Source organism: Halomonas sp. MMSF_3323 (genome assembly GCF_030733595.1).
GTDB classification, from domain to species: Bacteria; Pseudomonadota; Gammaproteobacteria; order Pseudomonadales; family Halomonadaceae; genus Halomonas; species Halomonas litopenaei.
On sequence record NZ_JASHIT010000012.1, the window covers coordinates 59636 to 79103 of the forward strand.

Here is a 19468-nt window from a genome sequence, read left to right on the forward strand (position 1 = left end):
TGCGTGATGAACCGGAAGTCGATTGGCTGTCGTTCCGGAGAGTGCGAAGCGTGGCCGAGGGTCGCTCGGATTCACGCCTCGCTCCGTGATCATCGATAGGTGTACGGTCGCCACAATAGACCAGTCGGTCTGTTTCGTAAAGGGGGCGATTGTCTTCCTGGGTCCGAGGTCTATTCACTACGACTGTGCCGAATCAGCGAGGTTCCCCGAGGAGCGCCATGGACAGGGCGTGGCGGCAGGGCGCTACCCAATCATGACTAAAGTCTAAAGGCGTTTGAAACACGTTTTCGTCAAGCTATGTCGTACATAGCGTGTAGCACCGTCCGACACACGGCGCTACATGTCCGATTTCTCTCGTTCCCTGTATGGATGGCTCCATGTCGGCAAGTTCCACTTCCACGCGTCGCGCGCGCCCGGACATCGCCGATGCCCTGGCCGAGGCGATCTTCGCCGGTGAGTATGCGCCGGGGGACTTCCTGCCCAGGGAAGTGGATCTGTGCGAGCGCTTCGAAGTCAGCCGCTCCACCGTGCGCAGTGCGCTGCAGGTACTGGTGGCGGCGGGCATGATCACGCGGATCTCGGGCCAGGGATCTCGGGTTCAACCACTGGAGGGCTGGCACCTGCTGGACCCCAGGGTGAGCGGCTGGCTGGCGCGTTTTGCCCATCCCAATCCGGTGATCCAGCGCGAAGTCTTCGCCTTTCGCGTGGCGGTGGAGCCCTTTGTCGCCCGTCTCGCCGCCGAGCACGCCACCGCCGCCGACCTGCTGGCCATCGAGACGGCCTATGAAGGCATGATCGAAGCGCTGGCCAACGATGATCTACGCTTTGATGGCAAGAGCCACGACGAGTATGACGTGGCCTTTCACGAGGCGATCTTTACCGCATCGCACAATCTGGTGTGGGCCCAGATCAGCCACGTTCTCAAACCCGCCATCGCGCTGCTGGTGGAACGCTCCAACCACAGCGCCGACAGGCTCAACGACAGCATGGATCGTCACCGCCGGGTGATGGAGGCGATCCGGCTTCGCCAGCCGCAGGAAGCCGCCCAAGCGGCTCTCGCGGTACTGGAGCGCACCGGGCAGGACCTGGGTCTCGAAGGGGTGACAAGGTCGCCCGCCACGATCGAGACCACCTTCGACGCTCCCGAATTCCCTGCAACTCGCCAACAAGAAGGATGAGATTCCCATGATGGCAAGCACCAAGCTCAAGTTCTCTGGTTCCGCGCTCACGACGTTGGGCGCGGCGATCCTCGCGGCAACGGCGACCTCTGCCCAGGCGGCCGAGTACGAGTGGACCTTCCAGACCTCCGAGACTGCGGGTGAGCCGCAGTTCGAGATGAAGAAGGCCTGGGCCGACAACGTCGAGACCATGTCCAACGGCCGCATCTCCATCGAGATCCTGCCGGTCAACGCCGTGGTCCAGGCCAACCAGACCCTGCAGGCCGTGCAGTCCGGCATTCTTCAGGGCCACCTGACCGACCCGAGCTACTTCACCGGCCAGAACCCGGCCTTCGGCATGATCGGCAACCTGGTAGGCGCCTGGAGCGATCCCTACGACTTCCTCGACTACATGAACAACGCCGGTGGCGAAGAGCTCTACAACAAGCTGGTCGAACCTTACGGAGTCCACCTGATCGGCGCCGCCGCCACTGGCCTCGAGTCGCTGCCGTCGACCAAGCCGGTGCGCTCCATCGACGACATGCAGGGCCTCAAGCTGCGTGCACCCGAGGGCATGGTCTACAACATCTTCGAGGCCGCCGGCGCGACTCCGGTCAACCTTCCGGGCTCCGAGGTCTATACCGGCCTCGAGAAGGGCGTCATCGACGCTGCCGACTACACCGTGTTCGCCACCAACCAGGCCCAGGGGCTGCACGAGTTCGCGCCGTACCCGCTGTACCCGGGCTTCCACTCGCTGCCGATGGTGGCGGTGTCGCTCAACAAGGACGTCTGGGACAGCCTCTCCGATGACCTGAAGGGCATCCTCGAGACCTCGGTCGACGCCCTGGCCTACGAGATGGTGGCCGAGCTCAAGACCCGCGACATGGAAGCCGTGCGCGAGGCTCGCCAGAACCCGGATATCGAGATCATCGACCTGCCGCAGGAGGAGCGCGTGGCGTTCCGCAATATCGCCAAGCAGGAGTGGGAGAACTGGGCCGAGAAGAACGAGATCACCCAGGAATTCTACGAGTCCGTGGTGGCCTACCTCGAGAACCACAACCTGCTGTAATCCTCGCTGGCGTGCGCCAGTGGAACCCGGGGCGGTGCCGAGGCACCGCCCCCTCCTTTTCATCTTGCGATGTCCGCGCCCGTTGGGGCGATAGATCACGGGCGTCGCGATACATCAATGTCGAGGATGTCTCATGAGTGACGAGACACGTGCAGGGCCTGGGCCCGACCCATCACCCGATCCGTCAATGGACAAGACGCCCGAGCGTGCCCCCGATGTGGTGCGCAGTCGGTTCGACCGTGGCGTGGTTCGGGTGGCCCAGTTCGCCGCCTGGCTGGTGTTCATCGCCATGGCCATCAGCGTCTATGAGGTGATCATGCGCTATGGCTTCGGCGCGCCCACCTCCTGGGTCCACGAGACCGTGGTCATGCTGGTGGCGGTCAGCTTCTGTCTCGGCGGCCCGGCCGCGCTGGCCTCCAACCGCCATATCCGGGTCAAGGTGCTCTACGACGCCGTGGGCCCGAGGTTCCGGCTGTGGCTCGATCGCTTCAATGACTTGGTCACCTTCGGCTTCTGCCTGGGCATGACCTACGCCGCCTGGGTGATGTTCTATGGCGCCTCCCACAACCCCCTCGGCGAGTGGCAACTGGAGCGCTCCGGCACCTCCTGGAACCCGCCGTTCCCCGCCCTGGTCAAGGGCATGATCCTCGCCGCGGTGGCGATCATGTGCGTCCAGGCGCTGATTCACCTGATCCAGTCGATCAAGGGCAAGCCCGCCCCCGACGCACCCGAAGGAGGCGCTGACTGATGAGCATCGCAGACGGAACCCTGCTGCTGGTCGGCGCCATCTTCGCGCTGCTGGTCACCGGCCTGCCGCTGGCCTTTATCACCGGCCTGGTGGCGCTGGCCTTTACCTTCGGCTGGTTCGGCCCCAACGCCCTGCCGCTGGTGACCAGCCGGGTCTACGGCTTCGTCACCGAGTACTCGCTGGTGGCGGTGCCGATGTTCGTGCTGATGGCCTCGCTGCTCGACCGATCGGGCATCGCCAAGGATCTGTTCAACGCCATGCGGGTGTTCGCCGGGCGACTGCCCGGGGGCGTCGCCGTGCAGACCGTGGTGGTGGCCTTCTTCCTGGCCGCGCTGTCCGGCATCATCGGCGGCGAGATCGTGCTGCTCGGCATCCTGGCGCTGCCGCAGATGCTCCGCCTCGGCTACGACAAGCACCTGTCGATCGGCGTGGTCTGCGCCGGCGGGGCGCTCGGTACCATGATGCCGCCGTCCATCGTGCTGATCATCTACGGCCTGATCGCCAGCGTCTCCATCGCCGACCTGTTTACCGCGGCGATCACCCCGGCGGTGATCCTGATGCTGTCCTACATCGGTTATGTGCTGGTGCGCTGCCTGCGCAACCCCGCCATGGGCCCGCCGATGAGCGAGGAGGACCGCAACGCCGGCTTCGCCTCCAAGGGTGCCGCGCTGCGCTCGATCATCGTGCCGGCGCTGATCGCCTTCATGGTGCTGGGCTCGATCTACGGTGGCGTGGCCTCGGTCACCGAGGCGGCGGCCATGGGCGTGTTCGGCGTGCTGCTGGCGGTGCTGGCCCGGGGCGAGTTCTCGTTCTCGATGATGCACCAGAGCCTGTCCCAGACCCTGGTGACCTGCGGCATGATCATCTGGATCGGCATCGGCGCCGCCGCCCTGGTCGGGGTCTACAACCTGATGGGCGGCAACCGCTTCATCTCCGGCATGATCATGGATCTGGACGTCTCGCCCATCGTGATCATCCTGGTAATGATGGCGATCCTGATCGTGCTCGGCATGTTCCTCGACTGGATCGGGGTGGCCATGCTGACCCTGCCGATCTTCGTGCCGATCATCGTGCAGCTGGGCTACAGCCCGATCTGGTTCGGCATCCTGTTCGCGGTGAACATGCAGGTGTCCTTCCTGTCGCCGCCGTTCGGTCCCGCGGCCTTCTACCTGAAGGGCGTGGCGCCACCGGAGATCAGCCTCAAGGACATCTTCGTCTCGGTGCTGCCCTTTATCGCCCTGCAGCTATGCGTACTCGCGGCGCTTCTGGTGTGGCCCGAGATGGCCATGTGGCTAGTCAACTAGGTCTGAACCCTGACGGCGAAGGGCGGCAACAGCCGCCCTTCGCTTTATCATGGGGCTGAGTTTTCCTTCTTTTCGACTTCGAGGACTTTGCGATGAACGACGCTCAACGTCGCGTGCTGGACGCTGCCATGGCCGAGACGCCGCTGGTGGCGATCCTGCGTGGTATCACGCCGGACGAGATCGAGCCGGTCTGTCACGCCCTGGTCGAGGCCGGTTTCCGGCTGATCGAGATTCCGCTCAACTCGCCTGAGCCCTGGGTCAGTATCGAGCGCGCCGTGGCCTGTTGTCCCGACGACGTCTTGATCGGTGCCGGCACGGTGCTCGACGAAGACGATACCGCTCGGCTTGCCGAGCTCGGGGCGCCGTTGATGATCACCCCCAACACGGAGGCCGAGCTGGTGGCGCTGGGCGCCGAGCGTGGGCTTGCGCCGATGATCGGCTGCATGACCCCGACCGAAGCCTTGGCCGCGGCGCGGGCAGGGGCGACGGCACTCAAGCTGTTCCCGGCGGCACGCCTGGGTACCGGCTACTTCAAGGACATCAGTGCGATCCTGCCCAAGGGCCTGCCGGTGCTGGCGGTGGGCGGTATCAATCGCTCCAACATGGCCGAGTGGCATGCCGTCGGCATCGCCGGCTTCGGTTTCGGCAGCAACCTCTACAAGCCCGGACGCAGCGCCGTCGAGGTGGGGGAGATCGCACGCGAGCTGGTGGCCGAATGGCAGCGTCTGGCGGCTGACCAGGCAGGCCAGCAAGGGGGTGGCGCATGAGCCGGCGGCTGATCGCCATTGACTGGGGAACCAGCAACTTTCGGGCCTTTCTGGTGGACCGCGACAGCGGCGAGTGTCTCGATAGCGTGCGCTCGGATGCCGGGCTCAAGTCGTTGAGCACGGACGAATTCCCGCATTACTGCGAGGCCCAGGTCGGGGCCTGGCGAAAGGGCGGTGAAGTGCCGGTCTACCTGTCGGGCATGGTCGGCTCGGCGCGGGGCTGGAGCGAAGCACCGCAGCTCGAGGTGCCGCGTTCGGCCACCGACCTGGCCGACAATGTCGTAGCGGCGCCGGGGCTGGACAACGCCTGGATCGTGCCTGGCCTCAAGGTGGTGCGCGAGGATCACGTCGACGTGATGCGCGGCGAGGAGATCCAGGCCTTCGGTGCACTGGCGCTGCTGGGCTTGTCCGCCGGGGTCTGCTGTCTGCCGGGCACCCACAGCAAGTGGGCCCGTCTGGAAGGAGAGCGGCTGATCGACTTCTCCACGGTGATGACCGGCGAGCTCTATCATGCGGTGCGGTTTCATACCCTGCCGGGAGAGCCGGCCAGGGGCAGCGACGCCCACGACGCCGATGGCTTTGCCCAGGGGCTGGCGGCGGCGGACCATCCGGCGGGCTTGATGCACGCCCTGTTCGAAGGCCGAAGCCGCCACCTGTACGCAGGACTTGGCGCCCACCAGGTGGGCAGTTTTCTGTCCGGGGTGCTGATCGGTGCCGAGGTGCTGGCCCAGCGCGAGCATCTGCTGGACCACCAGGGCGCGGTGGTACTGGTCGGCTCGTCCAGTCTCAATCCGCTCTACCGCCAGGCGCTGGAGCGCCAGGGCATTCGCGTCGAGGAAGTCGACAGCGACAACGCCACCCTGGCCGGGCTGGTTGCCTTGGCCGAACGCCACCGCGCGGGCTGATTGTCTGGGCCATGTCACCAGGGCTGAATTGCCCAAGCCCAGTCACCCAAGCCTAGTCACCAAGGCCTGATCACCAGTGTCTTGATCATCGGCGTCATGTCATCAGCGATGATATCTGCACGCCAGCGGTGGGGAGTTGAGGCCGAAGCCTGAGGGGTGGCCCAAATGGGCCATCACAGGCATCAAGGACCGGCGACCGATGCAGTTTCTCGACGGTCCTTGATGTCCGCTGGTGCTTGATGCCTATCTAGACTGTTTTCAGGTGCCAGGCGATTACCAGGTACGGCGTGGCCATATCAAGGCGCGGCCGCCAGGATTCAGGACGGGCGGAACTCGCCACTGGCGGTGGAGGACAGACCGTCAAAGGCACCATGACCGACAAAGGTCATGTCGTTGAAATCCAGCACGTAGCGCAGCGCCAGCTGTTGCTCCTCGAGTCCGTAGACGAAGATCCGGTGCTCATCGACCGGGGTCGCCAGGTAGGCGGAGCTGATGTCCTGAGCTTTCTGGGACGGTGAATTGCCGCCCAGGCGATGACGCATGCGGGTGGCATTCTCGAAGACGACGCCCCAGGTGGTGCCGTCACAGTTGAATTCAAACGTCTTGCCTACCATTGGATCTGTCATGGGAGCCTCCTGTCTGCTGATATCGACGCGCTGGCCAACTGTACTGACTAATCAGTAACGTGCCGTCCGATAACGTGCTGACGAGTTACGTACTGACCAGCGACGCGCTGATGTCGACGTTCCGTTGTCGACGGCCGGTTGTTGCCGCGATTTGCCGGGATGCGGTCAACGCTGTTCGCCGTCGGTACTGGTGGTCGACCAGAGTTGCAACATGACGACTTGGTGACAATTCTACGGGCTTCATTACTGCTGCATGGGCGAGAAACTTTGCCTTCGCGCTATCACCGATAAAAAAGCTGACAGCAGCCTGTCAGGAAAGGGCGATACCGAGGTCGGGTCGGGTCTCACTGCGACAGGTCGTTCAGCGCTGGCATGCGGGACTATCGACGGCTCGCAAGCTGTGCCAGGAAGTCATCGATGATGGCATCGGGGGTCATCTGGATATCGCAACGGATGGCCTCGTCATCGCCTGGCATCTCCAGGGTGGCGAGCTGACTCCTGAGCATGTGCTCGCCGGCGAAGAAGTGCTGTCCACGGCTGTTCAGCCGCTCCAGCAGGACCTCGTGGCTGCCATGCAGATAAAGAATCTCCAGCGCGGGTGCTCCTTCACGCAGCAGGTCCCGGTACTGGCGCTTGAGCGCCGAGCAGCCGATGACAAGCGATTGCCCCTGCTGCTGATGCTCCCGGTAGAGCCCTGCCAGGGTGGCAAGCCAGCCCTGACGATCCTCGTCGGTGAGCGGTTCTCCGCGGGACATCTTGGCGATGTTTTCGGGGCTGTGATGGTCATCACCGTCGATAAACAACGCGCCGGTTCGTTCGGCCAGCAGTTTGCCGATATACGATTTTCCCGAACCGGACACGCCCATGACGAGCAGGCAAGAAGGAGAGGAAAGGCCGCAGGATCGAGACGATGTTGTCATAGGTGGCGCCGAAAATTGTCTGCAAGATGGAAGCGTTATCCTAGCATTTTCACCTTGAGAATTCTCGACGCCTGGCGTCTCGATACCGTTGTCGAAAGCGCTACGCGAACCGGCGCTGTATCAGCGATAGCCGCTCATCAGTTCGCGAATCAGGGGGCTGTCGGCGTCACGCAGGGTCGGCAGTTCGAAGCGTGCCCTGGCGATGGCGGTACGTGACAGTTCGGCGCAGATCAGGGTCTCGCGATCCTCGGCCTCGGCCAGGCTCTCGCCGCGTGGCCCGAGGATGCGCGATCCGCCCCAGAAGTGGCTGTCGCCTTCGGGTCCATAGCGGTTGGCCATCAACACCGGCGTGCCATAGGTCATGGCGTAAAAGCGCACGTTGAGCGCCCAGTTTTCCTCGTTGGAAAAGTCCTCGGAGACGATGCCGGAGGCCGAATTGATCGGTGCACACAGTACCGTCGGCCGTGCCAGCAGGGCGGCATGCACCAGCGCCGGATTCCACAGGTCGGCGCAGATCATCGAGGTGGTGCTCCAGCCGGGGCGCACCGCCACCTCGGTCAGCCTGGCGCCATGGCTGAACCACTTGCCTTCCTCGAGTCCGCCGTAGGTGGGCAGGTTGAGCTTGCGATGCACCGCCGCGATGCGACCGTCCTGGAGGATCGCCAGGGCGTTGTAGATCTCGCCGGGGCTCGCTTCCTCGACGAAGCCGACGATGACCTGCATGCCGGCGGCCGCCTTGGCCAGCTGGATCAGCCGCGGGTCTTCCGATGGCATGGCCACCTCCAGCACCCGCGGGCCCAGGCCATAACCGGTCAATGAGAGCTCGGGAAAGACCAGCAATTCCACGCCACGACGGCGGGCGTCATGAATCACGTCGAGGTGATGGGCGAGATTGGCCTCGACGTCACCAAGGCGCGCGTTGATCTGGGCGCAGGCGACCTGTAGCTGGTCCTGATGCTGCTTGGCCTGATGCTGCATTGCTGGAATTCCTGAGGGTGGGGGCAGGGCGCCACAAGGTGCCGCAATTTGCCTGGCGGATCAACGTTCCTCACTGCTGTCGCTGTTGTCTCTGCTGCGCCCGGGCGTTGCGTCGCGGATGGCATCGCTTTCCTGGGGAGGCTGCAGCTTGCGCTTGAGCATGCGAAAGCCGATCCAGTGGATGACGGCCAGCCCGACGAGGACCGCGGCGATAAGGAGATAGAAGCGAGTGTCCATAGAAAGGGCTCCGTTGCGGGCCCCGGATCGCCTGGGGCCGAAAAAATGCCTGACAGCAACATCTTCTATACGTCAAAAAGACAGACGGCGAGGCGACCTGGGTCACGAGCCGACGAAACCAGGCGCTTGTCAGACGAGCCCTAACGACCTCCGGCGGGGTCGATAAAGGACCCCGTGACATAGGAGGCCGCGTCGGACAGCAGCCAGACGATGGCCTCGGCGACCTCTTCCGGACGACCGGCACGCCCCAGCGGACAGCCGGGCCCGAGTTCAGCCAGCCGCTCCGGTCGACCTGCCCGGGCATGGATATCGGTCTCGATCAGCCCTGGACGTACGGCATTGACGCGAATGCCACGGGGGCCCAGTTCCTTGCTCAAGCCGATGGTCAGCGTATCCAGTGCGCCCTTGCTGGCGGCGTAGTCGACGTACTCGTTGGGTGAGCCCAGGCGAGAGGCCATGGAGCTGACGTTGACCAGGGCGCCATGGTCGATCAGGGCGCGCGCGGCTTCCCGGGCGACCAGCAGGGCGCCGAGCACATTGGTGTCGACCACCTGACGCAGGCGCTCCACTGACATATCCGTCAGTGCCATGGAGGGCGCCACGATGCCGGCGTTGTTGACCACCCCGGTGATCGGGCCCAGACGTTGTCGCGTGCTGGCAAACAGCGCCATCACCTGGGCCTCCTCGACCACGTCGGCCTGAAGGGCAATGGCGCCGTCTTCGCCGGTCAGCGCCTGACAGGCTGCCAGGGTGTCCCGGGCGGCAGCGTCATCGCTGCGGTAGCTGAAGGCGACTCGCGCACCGGCACGGGCGCAGGCCAGGGCGGTGGCGCGGCCGATGCCGCGGGAGCCGCCGGTGATCAAGATGACGTCGGAGGGGGCGAAAGGCATGTCGAATCCTCGGGTAGCGGTCTCATCTGCCTATCCTTGGCGCTTTCACGGCGCTTGTCACCTTTGCCACCTTTGTCACCCATGGCACCTTTGTCACCCTAGCCACCTCCCGTCTTGTTCGACGCCCTGGGCTCGCGCGTTCAAGCTCGCGCGTTCAAGGTTGTCCCAGCAACCTCCGCAGATCGCCGATGGGGCGTGTTTCCAGGGTGCCGACGACCTCCTCGATCTCATTGGCGCGTGCGCCCAGCACCGGGCTCGCCAGGGCCTGAAACTTGGCTGCGATCTCGTCATCGCTCAGCGGATTGTGAGGATTGCCACGGGCTTCCATGGCAGGGCTTTGAATACGGCGACCATCGCGCAGGTGCAGCGTAGCGCTGGCCCAGCGCTCGGCCGGGAAGCGTGCGTTGCAGTCATCGCATTCGGTGATCGTCACCCGCCGTGACAGCGCCACGAGATCGTCGTCGCCGAGATCCCGGCTGATGGCGGCGACGTCGATGGTGCCTCGATCGAGGGCGCAGGCGACCGACCAGGGCAGGCTGTACTGGGCCTGTTCGGTCGTGGTCGGGGCGATGGTATGAAGGCGTCTGGCCTCGTGGAAGGTGGTGATCTCGATGCGTTCGATATTGTCCACCTGGCGTTCGGCGGCGGGTATGGCGAGTACCGCCTCCACCGCCGGCTGGGCCCAGCGGCATACCGGATAGGCCTTGAAGTACTGTTCCGACAGGTAGTCACGCCGTCCCAGATCACCCCATACCGCGGCTTGCTGCTCGTCGCACAGGGTCACCGCCGGGGCGCCGGTGAAGCCGTCCTCGGCCAGCAGCGTGGCCGCGACGCCGGCCTGGGCACCCCAGCCGCTGCCATCCTTGAGCATGGTGGGGTGATCGATGCAGCGCATCATCTGGCTGCGTGGACCATAGAATTCGGCGATGCCGAGGGCGTGTTCCAGCTGGGCCGGGTCGAGGCCCTTGAGGCGCGCGGTCACCGCTGCCACACCGAGGGCATTCCAGGCCCCCGAGGTGTGGTAGTCGGGGCTCGAGGCGTGCAGCGCGATGCCGGCCCGGGTGGCGATCTCGTAGCCCATCGCCAGCAGGCCGAGAAAATCCCTGCCGCTGACCTGCTCGATCTCGGGCAGCGCCAGCAGTCCCGGCAGGATGGCAACGCCGGCGTGGCCCTTGGTCAGCACCTGGCCGTCGTGGGCGTCGAGTGCATCGATCAGCCAGGCGCCGTGCAGGGCGACGCCGGTAGCCGACGCCGTTGACGACGCGAACAGCAAGGGGCGATCCCCCGCGTGCTGCACCCTGACGTAGCTCCGTGCGTGCTCGGCCAGGGCAGTGTCGGTGGCGCCGGCGGCGACGCCGATCAGGTCGACCAGGCAGCGCTTGGCGTGGCGACACTGAGCGTCATCGAGGCGGTCGAGGGGAGACGTGAGGATCCAGTGGATGACGTCCCGGGAAGTGCTCATGGGGAGGTCCTTTGTCGAACAGGGAGAGCAGCAATGCAGGAGGGGGGGCGACCGGTCGCTGCTGCTGCAGGTTCCGCTCGCCGCACGCTGGCGAGCTAAGAAAAAGGCCCCCGAGCGGGGGCCTTGAAGGGTCACAGCAGTTCGTTGTCCTCGAGGAAGGACTCGGCGACGTCCTCGATGGTCTCGCGCTCGACGTCCACCCGGGCGTTGAGGCTCGCCATGGTGTCGTCATCGAGCAGCGCCGACAGCGCGTTCATCTGCTCTGCGAGCTCCGGGTTGGCGTCCAGGGTGTCCTGGCGGACCACCGGGGTCAGGGCGTAGGCCGGGAAGAAGCCCTGGTCGTCTTCGAGGATCTGGAAGTCGAAGGCCGGCACACGGCCGTCGGTGGCAAACACCAGGCCGATATCGACCTGGCCGTCGCGCAGCGCCTGATAGACCAGGCCGGAGTCCATGCGCTTGACGGCACCACGCTCGACGCGGAAGTCGTAGGCGCGCTGCAGCGGACGCCAGCCGTCTTCGCGGGCGTAGAACTCGGCGTTCATGGCAAAGGCAAGCTCTTCACCGTCATTCACCGCGGACGCCAGGTCGGACAGCGTACTGATGCCCGTTTCCTCCACGCTCTCGGCGCGCATGGCCAGGGCGTAGGTGTTGTTGGCGGCGGAAGGCTCGAGCCACACCAGGCCCTTCTCGCCGTCCAGTTCCTTGACGCGCTGGTAGGTCTCGTCGGCGGACAGCGATTCGGTGACGTCGTTGTAGTTGATCAGCGAGGTGCCGGTGTACTCCCAGTAGAGGTCGATCTGGCCGTTTTCCTGAGCCTGGCGCAGTACCGCCGAGCCCATGCCGGCGCGGGTGTCGACGTCGTAGCCGAGCCCGTCCAGATACTGGGTGGTCATGCTGGCCAGTAGTTGCTGCTCGGTGAAGTTCTTGCCACCGATCACGATCTCGTCGGCACTGGCGGTCGTCGTGGCGGTAGCCGTAGCGGTAAACAGGGCCAGGCCGGTCAGGGTGGTCATCAGGGTCTTCATGCGAATATCTCCTTGCAGGGTGTCGTTGTTGGAAAGCCCAGGTGTTTAGGCCCGCGCCGGATTGACGCCGCGCGGCACCACGATGAAGGCCACGCCGGCCACCAGGGCGTCCACCAGGATCGCCAGCAGCGCGGTGGGGATGGCCCCGGACAGCATCATGATCGGATCGTAGAGATCGATGCCGGTGAAGATCAGCTCACCCAGTCCGCCTGCGCCGATCAAAAAGGCCAGGGGCACCGTGCCGACGTTGATGGTCAGGGCGGTACGGATACCGGCGAAGATGACGTAGAGGGCATTGGGCAGTTCCACCTTGAGCAGGCGCTGGGTCGGCGACATGCCGATCCCGGCAGCGGCCTCCTTGAGCGCCGGCGAGACGCCCTTGAGTCCGGCGTAGGTGTTGCGCGCGATGGGCAGAAGGGTGGCCACGAACAGGCCAAACACCGCTGGCACGGTGCCGATGCCGAGAAAGCTCATGGACAGCGCCAGCACCGCCAGGGTGGGGATGGTGGTGCCGACGTTGAGCACCTGCATCATCGATTCCGCGGCCTTGGCCATGCTCGGGCGCGACAGCCACACCCCCAGCGGGATCGCGACCAGGATCGCCAGGCTGCCCGACAGGAAGGTCAGCCACAGGTGCTGGACCACCAGATACTGGACGTCGGGCAGGTACCACAGGAAGTCATCGATGGCGCCGCTGGCCTGGGCCCATACCCCGAGCAGGAAGATGGCAATCAGGGCAAGGACGAGTCCGGCGCTTTTCAGGCTTCGAATCAGCATCGGCTCACTCCTTGGGCTCGGCGGCCACGGCGGACGTCTCGCGCTGCTTGGTACGGAAGCGGGCGCCCAGGTGGTGGGTCATGGCGCGCTGGGTGATCTGCCCGCAGACGCGGCCCTCCTCGTCGACGCAGGGCAGCCAGGTGATGTCCTGGGCGAACATCAGCGAGGCCACTTTGCGCAGGTCGTCGTCGAGACTCACCGTGGCCGGCACGTTCTGGAAGTGGTCGCGGCAGTAGCCCTTGGTGGTGCGGGCCAGGGAGCGGCTGATCAGGCCCACCGGCTGGCGCTTGTCGTTGATCATCAGGATCGAATTCTGGTAGCCGAAGTCGTCGATGCGTGCGAGCGCCGTGGTCAGGGTGTCCTCGGGCTTGACGGTACCGATCTCATCGCTGACCACTTCGGCGACCTTGACCAGGTTCAGCCGCTTGAGCGCGCGGTCCTCGCCCAGGAAGGACTCGACGAAGGCATTCTTCGGCGCCGCCAGCAGGTCGTCGGGGGACGAGTACTGCACCAGCTTGCCCTCGCGGAACACCGCGACCCGATCCCCCATCTTGATCGCTTCGTCGATATCGTGGCTGACGAACATGATGGTCTTCTTCAGGTCCTGCTGCATCTTCAGGAATTCATCCTGGATCACCGCCCGGTTGATCGGGTCGATGGCGCCGAAGGGCTCGTCCATCAGCATCACGGGGGGATCGGCGGCCAGTGCCCGGGCCACACCGATGCGCTGCTGTTGACCACCGGACAGCTCGGACGGATAGCGCTTGAGAAAGGCGTCGGGTTCCAGCGCGATCATGTGCATCAGTTCGCGTGCACGCTCCTTGTAGCGCGCCTTGTCCCAGCCCAGCAGCTTGGGCACCACCGCGATGTTCTCCTCGATGGTCATGTTGGGGAACAGGCCGATCTGCTGGATGACGTAGCCGATGTTGCGGCGCAGGTCCTGGGTGTCCATGCCGGTGGTGTCGTCGCCATTGATGAACACCTTGCCGGAGGAGGGCTTCACGATCCGGTTGATCATCTTGAGGGTGGTGGTCTTGCCGCAGCCGGAGGGGCCGAGCAGGATGCAGATCTCGCCGCTGGGGACCTCCATGTTGATGTGGTCGGCAGCGACGACCGCGCCCTTGGGCGTATCGAAGACCTTGGTCAGGTTTTCCAGACGAATCATGAGCAAATCCTTGTATGCAAGTCGGCGTCGGCGAGCTCCGGGTCGTCGATGGGCGTCGACGGTGCCGCTGTCGAGGCGGCGGCTCACCTGTTGTCGTGTCGACGTTCCGGCTGCGCTCGGGCGGTGTGGCGTGCAGGACGCCAGCCGCCGCAGCGGTATTTTCCCGACGCTGCCGGAACACAAATGGTCAGGCGGCGTTGGCGGCGCCTTCCATGCCCTTGGGCGTGAAGCGCTTCTGCACCGCCAGCAGGCCGTAGTCGACGATAATCGCCAGCAGGCTGACCGCCACCGCGCCGACGATCAGCTGGCGCGGGTCGGACTGGGAGATACCACGGCTGATAAAGGTGCCGAGACCGCCGGCGCCGATATAGGCGGCGATCGCCATGACACCGATATTGAGCACCACGGCGGTGCGCACCCCGGCCATGATCACTGGCACCGCCAGTGGGATCTCGACCATCCGCAGGCGCTGGCGGTGGCTCATGCCGATGCCACGGGCAGCCTCGCGCAGGGCCGGGTCGACGTTGTTGATGGCGGTGTAGGTGTTACGAATGATCGGTAATTGGGAGTACAGCAGCACCGCGATCACCGCCGGCAGGTAGCCGATGCCCTGACCGATCAGCGACAGCACCGGAATCATGATCCCGAACAGCGCGATGGAGGGCACGGTGACGATGATCGACGCTGCGTAGAGCACCGCCTGGGCGACGCGCTCGTTGCGGGTGATGGCGATGCCGATGGGCACCCCGGTGAGGGTGGCGATGCCGACGGCAACGCCCACCAGCGAGATGTGCTCGAGGGTCCGGGACAACAGCAGGTCGGCGTTGTCCAGGGCGTACTGAATCAGTTCCAAGGCAATAGCTCCTGTCGAGGCCTCGCGGCGGGGTGAGTCGGGCCTGTGAACGGCCCTGGGCCAGGACACACGTCATCGGCTCGGCCTTACAAGAGGCGAGGCGTTGCGTTCACTGGCCGTTGATACGGCACAAGCTTAGCAGAATGAAGTATCTATTTGGTTTGATCATGAATGACGATCTGCAATGACGGGAATTGATGGATCTGATGCTTGGGGGTGAGGCTGTCAACCCGGACGCATAGTTAAAGTAAATGAGAATGATTGGTTTTAATGTGTCTATCGGCGGCGATCGTGCCGAGAACGTGAGGACTATCGACGTGATAGATGTGTGCCGCTCTTCACATGGAGGTTATACAGGACTAAAATGGTCCCCAATCGAAGCAGGGGCTGAGCCCTGCACCGACGAGGGGAACTCCCCGAGGAGATGGGCATGCTGAAGCTTTCCCGGTTGACGGACTATGCGGCGGTGGTGATGGCACAGATCGCACGTCACCCCCAGCAGCCGCACGCCGCCGGAGAGCTCGCCGAAGCGGTGCAGTTGCCTCACCCCACGGTGAGCAAGACGCTGAAGATGCTGGTGCGCGCGGGACTGCTGGTGTCCCGGCGCGGCGCCCAGGGTGGCTACTACCTGGCGCGTACTGCCTCGGAGATCACCGCCAGCGACATCATCGCGGCCATCGAAGGGCCGGTGGCGGTGACCGAATGCAGCCACGCCGATGGCGAATGCGACCTGGCCTCCACCTGCGGGGTGGCCGACAACTGGCAGCGAGTGTCGCTGGCGATCCGCGAACTGCTCGACAGCATCACCCTGGCGCACCTGGCCGACAGCGCGCCGCTGAAGCTGCCGATTCGCCTGCCGATCCAGAGCATCAGCCTGGCGGCGGAAGCCTGACCAGCGCCTCATCGACATCGACTTCATTACCCTGGGCGGGTAACGCCCGCCGACCGAACCGTCCGGGAGGGGACACATCATGGCAAGTCAGGAAATGGAACAGCTCGTCCGTCGCGAATATAAAGAAGGATTCGTGACCGACATCGAGAGCGACACGATCCCGCCGGGGCTGGATGAAGACACCATCGCCTTCATCTCCAAGAAGAAGGGTGAGCCGCAGTGGATGCTCGATTGGCGCCTTGACGCCTACCATCAGTGGCTGAAGATGACCGCGCCGTCCTGGGCCCATCTGGACTATCCGCCCATCGACTACCAGGCGATCTCGTATTTCAGCGCGCCCAAGCGTGAGGAAGACAAGCCCCAGAGCCTCGACGAGGTGGACCCCAAGCTGCTCGAGACCTACGAGAAGCTGGGCATCCCGCTGCATGAGCGTGCGGCCCTGGCTGGCGTCGCCGTGGACGCGGTGTTCGACTCGGTGTCGGTGACCACCACCTTCAAGGACAAGCTGGCCGAGGCCGGCGTGATCTTCTGCTCCATCTCCGAGGCGATCCGCGACTATCCGGAGCTGGTCAAGCAGTACCTGGGTACCGTGGTGCCGACCAGCGACAACTACTTTGCCGCGCTCAACTCGGCGGTGTTCACCGACGGCTCGTTCGTGTTCGTGCCGGAAGGCGTGACCTGCCCGATGGAGCTGTCCACCTACTTCCGCATCAACGCCGCCAACACCGGCCAGTTCGAGCGCACCCTGATCGTGTGCGAGAAGAAGGCCCAGGTGTCCTACCTGGAAGGCTGCACCGCACCGATGCGCGACGAGAACCAGCTGCACGCCGCGGTGGTGGAACTGGTGGCGCTGGAAGACGCCAGCATCAAGTACTCCACGGTGCAGAACTGGTATCCGGGTGACGAGGACGGCAAGGGCGGCATCTACAACTTCGTCACCAAGCGTGGCGACTGCCGTGGCGACCGTTCCCACATCAGCTGGACCCAGGTCGAGACCGGCTCCGCCATCACCTGGAAGTACCCGTCCTGCATCCTGCGTGGCAAGGACTCCATCGGCGAGTTCTACTCGGTGGCGGTGACCAACGGTCGCCAGCAGGCCGATACCGGCACCAAGATGATCCACCTGGGCGAGGGCTCCAAGTCCACCATCGTCTCCAAGGGTATCTCCGCCGGGCGTTCCAACCAGTCCTATCGTGGTCTGGTCAAGGTCGGCCCGCGGGCCAAGGGCGCGCGCAACTTTACCCAGTGTGATTCGCTGCTGATCGGCGATACCTGCGGTGCCCACACCTTCCCGTACCAGGAGATCGGCAACTCGACGGCCACGGTGGAGCACGAGGCGACCACCTCCAAGATCGGCGAGGACCAGCTGTTCTACTGCCAGAGCCGCGGTATCTCCGAGGAAGACGCGGTCAACATGATCGTCAACGGCTTCTGCAAGGACGTCTTCCAGGAGCTGCCGATGGAGTTTGCGGTCGAGGCAGAGGCACTGCTCAACGTGACGCTCGAAGGCGCGGTGGGCTGACCCCCGGCGCCAACTTCCACCCTTATTCGTTTTTCTCCCGCCGCCCGGCGCGGCGGGCATCGCAAAGGTGTCTACATGCTCGAAGTCAAGGATCTCCACGTCACCGTCGAGGGCTCTGAAATCCTCAAGGGTCTGACCCTGTCCATCCAGCCTGGCGAAGTGCACGCCATCATGGGTCCCAATGGCGCCGGCAAGTCGACCCTGTCCGCCGTCATCGCGGGCAAGGACGGCTACGAGGTGACCGCGGGCTCGATCACCTTCGAGGGCAAGGATGTCCTCGAGATGGAGATCGAAGAGCGCGCCCAGGCCGGTCTGCTGCTGGGCTTTCAGTACCCGGTGGAAATCCCGGGGGTCAAGAACATCTACCTGCTCAAGGCGGCGCTCAACGCCCAGCGCGAGGCGCGCGGCGAGGGCGAGATTCCGGCACCCGAGTTCATGAAGCTGATCAAGGAAAAGGTGTCCTTCATGAAGATGGACAACAGCTTCCTGCAGCGTGCCGTCAATGAAGGCTTCTCCGGCGGCGAGAAGAAGCGTAACGAGATCCTGCAGATGCTGGTGCTGCAGCCCAAGCTCGCGATGCTCGACGAGATCGACTCCGGCCTCGACATCGACGCCATGAAGGTGGTGGCCGATGGGGTCAACTCGCTGCGCAGTGAAGATCGCGGCATCCTGCTGGTGACTCACTACCAGCGCCTGCTCGACTACATCGTGCCCGACCACGTCCACGTGCTGGTGAACGGCCGGATCGTCAAGAGCGGCGGCGCCGAGCTTGCCCATGAACTCGAATCCCGTGGCTACGACTGGGTCGTAGAGGAGCCCGCTGCATGAGTGATGTGCAACGCTTTCTCGATCGTCTGAACGAGCGCAGCGAGGCGCGCCGCGGCGAACCCACCTGGATCGCCGCACGGCGCCAGGCCGGTGCGGCCCGCTTCGAGGCGATGGGCTTTCCCGATCGCCGCGTCGAAGAGTGGAAGTACACCGACGTGCGCGCCATTAGTCGCACCGACTTCCAGCTCACAGGCTCTGCCGAGTTTTCCCAGGCCAGCGCCGCTGCCCTGACGCTGCCGCTGGACGCCCACCGTCTGACCTTCGTCGACGGCGTCTTTTCCAGCGCCCTGTCGGACCTGTCCGAGCTGCCGGGTGGCGTGCAGGTGCAGCCGCTGTCCCAGGCCCTGGAAGAGAACCACGAGGCCGTCGGCGGCCCGCTGGGGCGCCTGACCGGGGTCGAATTCTCGGCCTTCTCGGCGCTCAACACCGCCTTCTTCGAGGAGGGCGCGCTGGTGCGCCTGGCGCCCGGCACCGTGGTCGACAAGCCTATCGTGCTGCAGTTCCTGTCCCGGGCCAACGAGGCGCCGGTGATGAGCCACCCGCGTATCCTGATCGAGGCGGGCGGACGCAGCCAGGCCACCGTGATCGAACACCATGTGGGTGAAGAGGGCGCCGCCAACTTCACCAACCTGGTGGAAGAGGTGATGCTCGATCGTGGCGCCAACCTGACCCACTACAAGCTGGTGGAGTCGCCCGAGCAGGACCTGCACGTGGCCAGTATCCACGTGGAGCAGTGCCGCGACGCTCAGTTCACCTCCTTCAACATCACCCTCGGTGGTGGACTGGTGCGCAACGACCTGGTCAGCGACCTCAATGGCCAGGGCGCCGAGGTGACCTTCAATGGTCTGTTCTACGGCCAGAATCGCCAGCACGTGGACAACCACACCCTGGCCAACCACAACGCGCCCCACACCTTCTCCCACGAGAACTACAAGGGCATCCTCGATGACCGCGCCCACGGCGTGTTCAACGGCAAGGTGATCGTCAAGCGCGACAGCCAGAAGATCGAGGCCGACCAGAGCAACGCCAACCTGCTGCTCTCCGATCGTGCCCAGATCGACACCAAGCCCGAGCTCGAGATCTACGCCGACGACGTCAAGTGTTCCCACGGCGCCACCACCGGTCAGCTCGACGAGGAAGCGGTGTTTGCCCTGCGTACCCGCGGGCTGGATGAGGCCACTGCACGTGGACTGCTGACCCTGGCCTTCGCCGGTGAGGTGATGGACCAGGTGAATCTGGACGCGGTGTCCGAGCGGGTCGAGCTGACCGTGGCCGGTAAGCTGCCCGAGCGCTTCCACCTGGCCGGTCTGGTGGAAGCCGCCGTGGCCCTCAACGAGGACTGA

General features: G+C 64.6%; 20 protein-coding genes. 10 read left to right on the forward strand and 10 right to left on the reverse strand.

The window, feature by feature from the left end:
• Positions 1-377: 377 nt before the first annotated feature.
• From RBB39_RS08110 to RBB39_RS08135, 6 genes are all read left to right on the forward strand, one after another.
• Entirely contained in the window at positions 378-1178 is an 801-nt protein-coding gene (locus tag RBB39_RS08110) for a FadR/GntR family transcriptional regulator (RefSeq protein WP_306169001.1), read from the forward strand.
• Between the two features lie 7 nt (positions 1179-1185).
• On the forward strand, positions 1186-2226 hold the full coding sequence (locus RBB39_RS08115) for a TRAP transporter substrate-binding protein (protein WP_108449155.1): 1041 nt from the start codon (positions 1186-1188) through the stop codon (positions 2224-2226).
• Positions 2227-2413: 187 nt separating this feature from the next.
• A complete protein-coding gene (locus tag RBB39_RS08120) occupies positions 2414-2974 on the forward strand; it encodes a TRAP transporter small permease subunit (protein ID WP_253028901.1) in 561 nt (186 codons plus the stop codon).
• On the forward strand, positions 2974-4278 hold the full coding sequence (locus RBB39_RS08125; RefSeq protein WP_124803967.1) for a TRAP transporter large permease subunit: 1305 nt from the start codon (positions 2974-2976) through the stop codon (positions 4276-4278). Before RBB39_RS08120 ends, RBB39_RS08125 begins: the two co-directional genes overlap by 1 nt.
• A 92-nt stretch (positions 4279-4370) precedes the next feature.
• Complete coding sequence (locus tag RBB39_RS08130) at positions 4371-5045, forward strand: 2-dehydro-3-deoxy-6-phosphogalactonate aldolase (protein ID WP_222516707.1); 675 nt, start codon at positions 4371-4373, stop codon at positions 5043-5045.
• Positions 5042-5950, forward strand: a complete 909-nt coding sequence (locus RBB39_RS08135; RefSeq protein ID WP_124803965.1) for a 2-dehydro-3-deoxygalactonokinase — start codon at positions 5042-5044, stop codon at positions 5948-5950. The genes RBB39_RS08130 and RBB39_RS08135 overlap by 4 nt, the downstream gene beginning before the upstream one ends.
• 317 nt (positions 5951-6267) lie before the next feature.
• Here the strand turns inward: RBB39_RS08135 and RBB39_RS08140 are convergent, their stop codons facing one another.
• The 10 genes from RBB39_RS08140 to RBB39_RS08185 all read right to left on the reverse strand — a co-directional run bounded on the left by RBB39_RS08140 (position 6268) and on the right by RBB39_RS08185 (position 14883).
• The gene (locus RBB39_RS08140; protein WP_045995291.1) at positions 6268-6576 is read right to left on the reverse strand and encodes a hypothetical protein; all 309 of its coding nucleotides are present in this window, start codon (positions 6574-6576) and stop codon (positions 6268-6270) included.
• Between the two features lie 380 nt (positions 6577-6956).
• Positions 6957-7496 (reverse strand): gluconokinase, encoded by a 540-nt coding sequence (locus tag RBB39_RS08145; RefSeq protein WP_124803963.1) that lies wholly within the window; start codon positions 7494-7496, stop codon positions 6957-6959.
• A 120-nt stretch (positions 7497-7616) separates the two neighbouring features.
• Entirely contained in the window at positions 7617-8474 is an 858-nt protein-coding gene (locus RBB39_RS08150; protein ID WP_124803961.1) for a nitrilase-related carbon-nitrogen hydrolase, read from the reverse strand.
• A gap of 60 nt (positions 8475-8534) precedes the next feature.
• Positions 8535-8711: a hypothetical protein gene (locus RBB39_RS08155; RefSeq protein WP_253028864.1), complete on the reverse strand. Its 177-nt coding sequence runs from the start codon at positions 8709-8711 to the stop codon at positions 8535-8537.
• A gap of 140 nt (positions 8712-8851) precedes the next feature.
• A complete protein-coding gene (locus RBB39_RS08160) occupies positions 8852-9601 on the reverse strand; it encodes an SDR family oxidoreductase (protein ID WP_108450189.1) in 750 nt (249 codons plus the stop codon).
• A gap of 154 nt (positions 9602-9755) precedes the next feature.
• On the reverse strand, positions 9756-11063 hold the full coding sequence (locus tag RBB39_RS08165) for an MmgE/PrpD family protein (protein ID WP_253028863.1): 1308 nt from the start codon (positions 11061-11063) through the stop codon (positions 9756-9758).
• A gap of 131 nt (positions 11064-11194) precedes the next feature.
• On the reverse strand, positions 11195-12088 hold the full coding sequence (locus RBB39_RS08170; protein ID WP_253028862.1) for a glycine betaine ABC transporter substrate-binding protein: 894 nt from the start codon (positions 12086-12088) through the stop codon (positions 11195-11197).
• Between the two features lie 45 nt (positions 12089-12133).
• Entirely contained in the window at positions 12134-12865 is a 732-nt protein-coding gene (locus RBB39_RS08175) for an ABC transporter permease (protein ID WP_124803953.1), read from the reverse strand.
• A gap of 4 nt (positions 12866-12869) precedes the next feature.
• Complete coding sequence (locus RBB39_RS08180; protein WP_108133011.1) at positions 12870-14030, reverse strand: ABC transporter ATP-binding protein; 1161 nt, start codon at positions 14028-14030, stop codon at positions 12870-12872.
• Between the two features lie 187 nt (positions 14031-14217).
• Positions 14218-14883: an ABC transporter permease gene (locus RBB39_RS08185; protein WP_045995115.1), complete on the reverse strand. Its 666-nt coding sequence runs from the start codon at positions 14881-14883 to the stop codon at positions 14218-14220.
• Between the two features lie 430 nt (positions 14884-15313).
• Here RBB39_RS08185 and RBB39_RS08190 point away from each other — a divergent pair, with 430 nt between their 5' ends.
• The 4 genes from RBB39_RS08190 (at position 15314) to sufD (ending at position 19468) form a co-directional block, all read left to right on the forward strand.
• Entirely contained in the window at positions 15314-15775 is a 462-nt protein-coding gene (locus RBB39_RS08190) for an SUF system Fe-S cluster assembly regulator (RefSeq protein WP_306169002.1), read from the forward strand.
• Positions 15776-15854: 79 nt separating this feature from the next.
• A complete protein-coding gene (sufB, locus tag RBB39_RS08195) occupies positions 15855-17297 on the forward strand; it encodes a Fe-S cluster assembly protein SufB (RefSeq protein ID WP_045995117.1) in 1443 nt (480 codons plus the stop codon).
• A 75-nt stretch (positions 17298-17372) separates the two neighbouring features.
• Positions 17373-18125, forward strand: coding sequence for a Fe-S cluster assembly ATPase SufC (sufC, locus tag RBB39_RS08200; RefSeq protein WP_045995118.1), 753 nt, complete (start codon positions 17373-17375; stop codon positions 18123-18125).
• On the forward strand, positions 18122-19468 hold the full coding sequence (gene sufD, locus RBB39_RS08205; protein ID WP_108133009.1) for a Fe-S cluster assembly protein SufD: 1347 nt from the start codon (positions 18122-18124) through the stop codon (positions 19466-19468). The genes sufC and sufD overlap by 4 nt, the downstream gene beginning before the upstream one ends.